We start from the raw sequence: 8,300 nt of genomic DNA, 5'->3' as shown, positions 1-8,300 counted from the left end.
GTTAAAGTTGTTTTACCATGGTCGACGTGACCAATTGTGCCCACGTTAACGTGTGGCTTATTACGTTCAAACTTAGCTTTAGCCATGTTCATCTTCCTCGTTTACGTCGAACACAATTCTGAGTAAAACTCAGCTCCGACATCGCGTTTAAAAAAAACCAAACTTCAAATACTTGAAAAGCAGACTAAATAGCCTGCTTCTTGGAAATTTTGTGCAACTTGAGTTGCTAAACTGTATCTGGAGCTCTTATCGAGATTTGAACTCGAGACCTCTCCCTTACCAAGGGAGTGCTCTACCACTGAGCTATAAGAGCAAATTTTTGTACTTCATACAATGGAGCGGGAGACGAGGGTCGAACTCGCGACATGCAGCTTGGAAGGCTGCCGCTCTACCAACTGAGCTACTCCCGCACTGTGTTGGTACATCCACTTCTTGAAGTCTTAAAATTGGTGGTGAGGGAAGGATTCGAACCTTCGAAACTTTCGTAGCGGAGTTACAGTCCGCCCCCTTTGACCGCTCGGGAACCTCACCATTTTACACTTACATCAGTGTTCGTTCTTTACTTTAACCACTCAACTCTCTAAGATGGTGCCGGCACACGGATTCGAACTGTGGACCTACTGATTACAAGTCAGTTGCTCTACCAACTGAGCTATGCCGGCTCTTTCTTAGTGTTTCGTGCGTTTCGCTTCGGAACGATGTGCAGTTTAGCAAAATTTAAAATCGATGCAAGTGTTTTTTTAAAAAAAGTGAAAAAAAACTATAAAATTAACGCATTTGATGATAATTCAACCGATTTGATCACTGCGCGAGCTTTTATTTGGGTTTCTGTCCACTCAGATTCAGGATTTGAGTCATAAACGACCCCTGCTCCAGCTTGTACATAGACCTTATTTTCACGAATGACACAGGTACGAATGGCAATCGACATGTCCATTTCGCCATGCCAGCCTAAATAACCGACAGCGCCACCAAAAATTCCACGTTTTAGTGGCTCAACTTCGTCAATAATTTCCATGGCACGGATTTTTGGTGCACCAGAGAGTGTACCTGCAGGGAATGTCGCTTTAAAAACATCCAACGCATCAACATCATCACGCACTTCACCTTGCACATTCGACACAATGTGCATGACATGCGAATAACGTTCGATCACCATTTGATCAGTGACCTGTACTTTACCAATTTTTGAGATACGCCCTACATCATTGCGTCCCAAATCAATCAGCATTAAATGCTCTGCAATCTCTTTTTCATCCGACAGCAAATCTTTTTCTAACGCCAAATCTTCTTCTTTAGTTTTGCCACGCGGACGTGTACCGGCTAAAGGACGCACTGTGGCAATGCCATTTTCAAGGCGCGATAAGATTTCAGGTGACGAACCCACAATATGAAAAGGCTTTTGGTCATGTAAAGTCTGACCTTGCACTAAAAATAAATATGGCGATGGATTTAAGTGACGTAAAGCACGATACACCTGTAAGGCTTCGCCATCAAAATCCGACACCATACGATGCCCCGGCACAACTTGCATCACATCACCGGCACGAATATAGTCTTTAACCGTTTCAATTGAGTCTAAGAATTTTTCTTTACCAGTGAGCGATTCAAATTTTGGTGGCGTATGTGGTTTGGCTTGTAAAATTACAGGCTGCGCTAACAGTGCTTCTAATTGGTCGAGTTGAGTTTGTGCTTTTGTATAGGCATCTTGGTCTTGAGGATCGGCATGTACAATTAAAAACAGGGTGTCTTTTAAGTTATCAAAGACAATTACCGTTTTAGACAGCATCATCCAAATATCAGGCAAGCCTACTGGGTCTAATGCTGGAATATTGTTTAAACGTGGTTCGATATAACGCACGGCGTCATAACCAAAGTAGCCCACCAAACCACCCGTAAAGCTTGGCAGTTGTGGTAGGTCTGCTTGTGTGGGTACTCTAAACTGCGCTTGAAAGTCACGGATATATTGAAATGGATCACTGCAAGCCTGATTTTCAATCTGTCCATCAGCATGTTGAATGGTGAGTTGCCCTTCATTACATGAAAAAACTGTTGATTCACCTAAACCAATCATGGAATAACGTGCCCAGTTTTCCCCCCCTTCTACCGATTCAAATAAATAAGCATTGGTGTGGGCTTTTAAACGGGCAAAAATCGACAATGGTGTTTCAGTGTCAGCTAGGCGTTGGCGATAAACAGGGATTAAGTTATAGCCTTGTGCGTGTAATTGGCTAAATTGTGCTTGAGTGGTCATGTAGGGTCTCTATGTTGGATTGATAAGATGGTTCAGATAAATACACAGAGCATCGCCATCGAAAAACCATACATTGATTCATTAGAGCATCCTTCACTTACTTTTTTCTATTCAAGCTAACAATTCGGTTAAATTATCCACCACTTGTTGTGGCTGACAGTCGTGAATATTTTCCCCATGATTATAGCCGTAGCTGACCACAATACAATCTACTCCTGCACGGCGCGCCGCTTCCACATCATTGACTGAGTCGCCAATCATCAGCACTTGATGTTTTTCAACCGCATAATTTTCTACACAATGTAATAACTGACGCGGATGCGGTTTACGCTCGCTAAAACGATCTCCACCAATCACATCGTCAAAATAGTCATGCATCCCCAACTGTTCGACAATAGCACGTGCAGGCGCTTCAGGCTTATTGGTGACACAGACTAAAGTTTTACCTTGTGCCTTGCCCCATGCCAAAAACTCCATAATGCCGTCAAAGATTTGAGTATCCACACATGGGTCAGCGTTATAAATTTCTAAAAAGGTATTGAGTAATTCTTGATGCTGGGCAGGATGAACCTCACCCACTAAATGCTGCAAAGTGCTATGGCAAAATAAGGATGTGCCTTTACCAATCCACATACGTACTTGTTGTTCGGTCACATGGGGTAACTGCAACACATTTAAGCTCATATTCATAGCACGATACAAATCAAACGCTGAATCGACTAAGGTGCCATCTAGGTCAAATAAAATAACCTGACGCTGCTCAAGCTTGGCTATCGACATAATTGTTCCCTCAAAAAATAAAGGCATGCGATCGCATGCCTTTGTGGTTTTACTTTGGCATATTATTTAAAAAATACAAAAGCCAAGACTGCAATGATAATAATTGCAATCACGGTCATTAAGCCTACTGTAGTGTTCTTTTGTGTTTCACGCTCAGCTTCCTGACACACTGGCGGAACTTCATTAAGATCTACGTTTTCTGCTGTTTTAGCATTTAGATCAATACCCTCAGGAATTGGCGCAGGCTTTGGAATACCGACGTTGGTTGGCATCCCATCACGGGTTAATTCCACAGATGCATCACGCTCTTTTAAGCTTGGCATACCTTGATCATTCATCTGTTTGGCAGGCGAGTGAGTTGCTGCTTCAACAGATTGTGCTAAGTCGCTATTGATGGCAACATCGGCTACAGGTGCAAGCAATGAGAATTTCAGACTTGCAAATTGCACAATATCCCCATCTTTGAGCAATACTTGCTCGGTGATGCGCGTATCATTCACAAACGTGCCGTTTGACGAGGCTAAATCTTGTAGCCAAAGTGCATCTTCAACACGTAAAAATGCCGCGTGTTTACGCGAAATTTCACTCGATTGTAATACGATGTCCGCAGCCTGATGACGTCCGACCAACATATCACGGTCGATGCTAATTTCTTGGCCAGCAAGTTCAGCTGAAATCGCTTGTAATTTCCAAGTCATGAAAGAAGTCTCTAATGTGATTTTTGAGCATCATATCATGCTGTGCTTTACTGTGCTGCATTGCCTTTTGGCTGTTGTGACGGCTCAATTGCCACAGGCGTAGCCACCACTGCACTGCTATTTGAGCTATGTGCACTAGGTACATTTTGATAGACACTATTTTTAGCCAAAGGTGATACTGGCAAACGCTGTAAATATACATCTTCAACTTGCGCTGGTAACTTGGCAAAATTGCCCTCGCTGTCCATGGCCAATTGTAAACTGTATAACTGATCATAACGGCGCTGTGAAATACGTTGCACATCATCGCGGTCACCAATAATGGTGGGATGAATAAACACCAATAAGTTGCGCTTTTCGTTTAATGAAGCATCAGAACGGAATAAGCGTCCAATACCCGGTAGTGAACCTAAGCCCGGTACTGCTTGACGGTTAGAACTTGAGTTATCGGAAATTAAGCCACCTAAGACAATGGTTTGTCCATGTTCGGCTAAAATTGCGGTTTTAATGGCACGCTTACTGGTAATTAAATCTTGCGCCTGACCTTTATCTTGTACTGCAGACACTTCTTGTTCAACTTCTAAACGTACCGTACCGCCTTCACCAATATGTGGTACCACTTTTAAGGTCACACCAACGTCTTTACGCTCAACCGTGGTATATGGATTGACCCCATTGGTGGTGGTCGCAGCTGACCCTGTGACAAAGGGTACATTTTGTCCCACCACAATATACGCTTCTTCATTATCCATGGTGACAATAGAAGGTGTAGACAATAAGTTTGATTTGGTCTTTTCGTTTAAGGCTTGGATTAAGGCACCATATAAACGCCGTGAACCATTACTGCCTTCACGATAATCGCCCAATACTAGCGAAGTGCCAGCATTGCCTGCTGCCGCAGCGCCTAAGCCTGCTGCGCCACCACTTAAAAACCCGGCCGCTAAGTTGCCCAAACTTGAGCCCACATTATCAAAGTTAATTAAGCCCACCCCACTGGTAATATCGCCTAATGCCCATTGCACACCCAATTGATCCGCATCATTGCCCTCAACTTCAATAATCGCCGCTTCAATCAAGACTTGTTGACGACGAATATCCAGTTGTTGAATGGCTGACTCAATCTCACGCATCAATTGTGGATCGGCTTTCACCACCAATGAGTTTTGACTTGGATCGGCAATAATACTCACCCCATGCCCACTAAAACTGGTGAGATTGTTATTATTGCTATTACTTGAAGCACCTAAGTTAATACTTGGGGTATTAATACTTGACGCTCCTGATGAGTTGTTGCTGTTACTACTGGTATTGCTTGAATTGGTGTTTGAATTATTATTGTTTGAGCTCGTAGTATTAACCGCTTGACCCGTGACTAAGCCTTGTAAAATATTGGCAAGCTTATCGGCACTGGCATATTTTAAACGAAAGACTTTTAAACCACCTAAACGATCTGCCGATGGTACATCTAGCATCTCAATCATGTGGCGAATACGTTTGCGTGTTGCAGGGTCACCCTTAACCAAAATACGGTTGGTGCGTGCATCTGCCATTAAGCGCACGCGCGAGCCTTTGCTGTCTTTTGCCGCACCAGTGGCACTCATACTATCAAGCAAACTAATCATTTCTTCAGCTTGACTTGATTGCAACGGAATCGCTTCTAAATCATTTTGCCCTGTACCATCTAAATTACGCACAATACTTTCAAGTTGATAAATATTACTGGCGCGATCAGAGATAATTAATGCGTTGGTGCCTGGTACTGCCGCCAAATGCGCAAACTGTGGCATAAGTGGGCGTAGCGCTGGAATCAAATCATTGGGATTGGTATTTTCCAGCCATAACACGCGAGTGACAATTTGATCGCCACCAGCACGATTACGTGCATCAAAGGGAATGCCTGAACTTTTCACATTATTATCAGGCACTAAGCGAATGGTATTACCAGAGGGAATCGCTACTACGCCATTGACGTTTAGCACCCCTAAAAATAGATCATAGACTTCGGCTTTATTTAAGGCTTTATTAGAAATGACCGTGACATTACCACGCACGCGTGGATCAACCGCAAAGTTTTTACCGGTAATGTCAGCCACTTCATTAATAAATGCTGTTAAATCTGCATCACGTAAATTGATTTTCCATGTTTGCGCCGAACTTACTGTGCTCACCATCGCAAGCAGCGGCGCCGCAGCAACTAAGCCCCATGTACGCTGATGATTGAATAAAGCCATAATCTACTGGTTTTCCTTGAGCTGATTGTGCATCAGTTTAAATCTTGTTGAATGGTGATCACCTGATCACCACGTTTTATTTCGAGTTTGACTTGCCCTGATTGACGCGCTTGTTCTAAAAGTTGCGCTTCATTTTGACCGGCATTTAAGGCTTGTCCATTGAGTGACAACACACGGTCACCCGGCTGTAAGCCTAATTTTCTTCTTAACACCAAAGGCGTGCGTGCACTGACTTGATAGCCTTCACCGCCATCGCCACTTGCCCCCATATTTTGCAAATATTGATCCCGATTTTCTTGAATCTGCTGTACAGCACTGCCAAGGGCTTGTTCTGTAGTTTGAATATTGGGGATGCTGGCAACAGCTGGATTAGATTTTTGATTTAAAGATAAATCTTGATTCAAATTTTCTAATGCATTGATTTTTAATATTTCATCAGCACCATTTGCACTACGTAAAATCACCTTATCCCAATACACTTCAGCCAATTGATACTGGGTATCGGCAATGTATTCACCTACACGGTAACGCTCACCCACATTATTGGCTTTAATCACTGCCGATGAAAATTGACTCGGCACCGCCACCATGACGCCTTGTAAGCTTAAATTGGAATTGCTGATTGCCACAGGGGCTTGCTGAGCTTTAAATAAAGCAAACTGACTGATATTGGGTACAGCTTGCTGCTGTGAGCCTAAGGCAACACGGTCAAATTGCAGTGCTTGCATTGGCGCAAGTACTAACCAAAACAGAGTAGCTAATTTCCAACATAAATAAATGATGAGCAAAATACACAGTAAAGGAGCTGCTTGATCTAATTTTTTCCAATCGAATCGATCTAACCAATTACGCATTAGTAGCCTCCTTTGATTAAAGGCTGACGACTACTTAATACATAGGTATCTAAACCTGCTTTACCTTGATAAGAAGGTACATTCATAAGTAAACGTTGCGTCAACTGTACATCCAGCATCAACTGATGATCTAAAGCTAAGTTCAACATTTTTTGGTCACGTTGATCACGTGTATCAATAATTAACTTACTATCCGATGCGATTAAATTGGCTTTTAAAATCGGTACAGTCATACGTTCTTGACGCTGCGCATATTGATAGACCAACGCACCACCTGCCCATTGAATATGGCCTGCCGCTTGGCTAAAACCTTGCTCGCGTTTTAATTTTAATGCCACATCTTGTAATTGAATACTGTTGGCAGGCCATTGCCAATTGGCAAGATATTTTAAAGTTTCAGGTGCAATTTGGCCATTTAAGTCCTGAACAATTATGGTTTTGCCCAAGCCATAAGCGGCAATCCCTGCAAAGTGGCTTTGCCCGCTATGCACTTCAATATTCGCGGCAACACGTAAACGCAATAGATCTAAAGGTCGCACTTGCCATTTGACTGAGCCACGTAACTGACCACGCGTCCAGTCGGCTTGCCCTGTCCAAATATTGCCACTGACATTATGCAACATCTGGTTATTTTGAGAGAATTTCGCCAACAACCATGCAGCCGGTAATTGCAGCAAGACACATATTAAAAAAGTAGCGGCTACAAATAACCACCAACGTAACATTTTGGGCTTTTTTCTCATCCCATTACAACCAATCGTCTGTTCACGTTTACCTTGGGATATTTTTTCATCAGTATGCGAGCATTATGCATAAATTTGAGCGTCCGCCAATTCTCAGCATTAAAAAAACCAAGCACATTGGCTTGGTTTAAGTACTCTAAACGAGTTTTATGAAAGAGCGATGAAAATTTAGATTAAAAAATCTTCCAATTTTGCACCTTTTTCAAGTTCTGCAACCAACCAACGCGGTTGTTTGCCACGACCAGTCCAAGTATCGGTTGGATTGTTTTTATTACGGTAACGTGGTTCTACTGCTTTACGGGTATTTTTTTTACGTTTTTGTGTACCAAAATCTAAAATCTGTTCAATACTTAAACCAACATTATCAGCAATGCTTATAATTTGGTTATAGGCATCTTCAATGGCTTGATCTTTTTTTGAAGCAATTAATACCTCAGCTTCGGCTTGTAAACGCTTTAATTCTTCCACTGATAAATTGCTAATATCTGGCATGTAGATACTCCAAAATCGTATATTGATTTAATTGATGCGAGTATCTTATTTTTATTAAAAATAATATTCAATAATAATAACAATACTTAAACATAATAGATGTCTGATTAAATTATTTTAATCTATTTATTGGTTAATAGTTGTTGTCGTAAGTCATCTGGAATTAATGCCTGGCGAATTCAAACATGAGGTGCGACAGTTTGAAAAGTCTTATGATAATCAACAAGCTGAGCAAATTTCTCTAATGG

General features: G+C 42.1%; 8 protein-coding genes and 4 tRNA genes. All 12 read right to left on the bottom strand.

Annotated features, from left to right (window positions below; genetic code table 11):
• Window positions 1-86, bottom strand: an 86-nt coding sequence (locus Q0Z55_RS12245; RefSeq protein ID WP_001029592.1) for a GTP-binding protein, incomplete at its 3' end; no start/stop codon positions are given.
• A 152-nt stretch (window positions 87-238) separates the two neighbouring features.
• A tRNA-Thr gene (locus Q0Z55_RS12240) sits at window positions 239-313 on the bottom strand.
• 21 nt (window positions 314-334) lie between these two features.
• A tRNA-Gly gene (locus tag Q0Z55_RS12235) sits at window positions 335-410 on the bottom strand.
• A 37-nt stretch (window positions 411-447) separates the two neighbouring features.
• Window positions 448-531, bottom strand: a tRNA-Tyr gene (locus Q0Z55_RS12230).
• 55 nt (window positions 532-586) lie between these two features.
• Window positions 587-662 (bottom strand) — tRNA-Thr (locus tag Q0Z55_RS12225).
• A gap of 98 nt (window positions 663-760) precedes the next feature.
• Complete coding sequence (trpE, locus tag Q0Z55_RS12220) at window positions 761-2,254, bottom strand: anthranilate synthase component I (protein WP_297429154.1); 1,494 nt, start codon at window positions 2,252-2,254, stop codon at window positions 761-763.
• 111 nt (window positions 2,255-2,365) lie between these two features.
• The gene (locus Q0Z55_RS12215; RefSeq protein WP_297429151.1) at window positions 2,366-3,034 is read right to left on the bottom strand and encodes a phosphoglycolate phosphatase; all 669 of its coding nucleotides are present in this window, start codon (window positions 3,032-3,034) and stop codon (window positions 2,366-2,368) included.
• 62 nt (window positions 3,035-3,096) lie between these two features.
• Window positions 3,097-3,732 carry an FHA domain-containing protein gene (locus Q0Z55_RS12210; RefSeq protein ID WP_297429148.1) on the bottom strand — a complete coding sequence of 212 codons (636 nt, stop codon included), beginning with the start codon at window positions 3,730-3,732 and terminating at the stop codon, window positions 3,097-3,099.
• A 47-nt stretch (window positions 3,733-3,779) separates the two neighbouring features.
• Window positions 3,780-5,963, bottom strand: a complete 2,184-nt coding sequence (gene gspD, locus Q0Z55_RS12205) for a type II secretion system secretin GspD (RefSeq protein ID WP_297429145.1) — start codon at window positions 5,961-5,963, stop codon at window positions 3,780-3,782.
• Between the two features lie 32 nt (window positions 5,964-5,995).
• Entirely contained in the window at window positions 5,996-6,817 is an 822-nt protein-coding gene (locus Q0Z55_RS12200; protein WP_297429142.1) for a type II secretion system protein N, read from the bottom strand.
• On the bottom strand, window positions 6,817-7,560 hold the full coding sequence (gene gspN, locus Q0Z55_RS12195) for a type II secretion system protein N (RefSeq protein WP_297429139.1): 744 nt from the start codon (window positions 7,558-7,560) through the stop codon (window positions 6,817-6,819). The genes Q0Z55_RS12200 and gspN overlap by 1 nt, the downstream gene beginning before the upstream one ends.
• A gap of 168 nt (window positions 7,561-7,728) precedes the next feature.
• Window positions 7,729-8,052: an H-NS histone family protein gene (locus Q0Z55_RS12190; protein ID WP_297429135.1), complete on the bottom strand. Its 324-nt coding sequence runs from the start codon at window positions 8,050-8,052 to the stop codon at window positions 7,729-7,731.
• Window positions 8,053-8,300 lie beyond the last annotated feature (248 nt).

Origin of the sequence: uncultured Acinetobacter sp. (genome assembly GCF_947626835.1) — a bacterium.
Lineage (GTDB): Bacteria > Pseudomonadota > Gammaproteobacteria > Pseudomonadales > Moraxellaceae > Acinetobacter.
This window is presented reverse-complemented; position numbering and strand designations above follow the sequence as displayed.

What these genes read in the sequence shown, in the direction of transcription:
- trpE (WP_297429154.1), bottom strand. Translation starts at nt 2,254, where the DNA reads ATGACCACTCAAGCACAATTTAGCCAATTACACGCACAAGGCTATAAC.
- Q0Z55_RS12215 (WP_297429151.1), bottom strand. Translation starts at nt 3,034, where the DNA reads ATGTCGATAGCCAAGCTTGAGCAGCGTCAGGTTATTTTATTTGACCTA.
- Q0Z55_RS12210 (WP_297429148.1), bottom strand. Translation starts at nt 3,732, where the DNA reads ATGACTTGGAAATTACAAGCGATTTCAGCTGAACTTGCTGGCCAAGAA.
- gspD (WP_297429145.1), bottom strand. Translation starts at nt 5,963, where the DNA reads ATGGCTTTATTCAATCATCAGCGTACATGGGGCTTAGTTGCTGCGGCG.
- Q0Z55_RS12200 (WP_297429142.1), bottom strand. Translation starts at nt 6,817, where the DNA reads ATGCGTAATTGGTTAGATCGATTCGATTGGAAAAAATTAGATCAAGCA.
- gspN (WP_297429139.1), bottom strand. Translation starts at nt 7,560, where the DNA reads ATGAGAAAAAAGCCCAAAATGTTACGTTGGTGGTTATTTGTAGCCGCT.
- Q0Z55_RS12190 (WP_297429135.1), bottom strand. Translation starts at nt 8,052, where the DNA reads ATGCCAGATATTAGCAATTTATCAGTGGAAGAATTAAAGCGTTTACAA.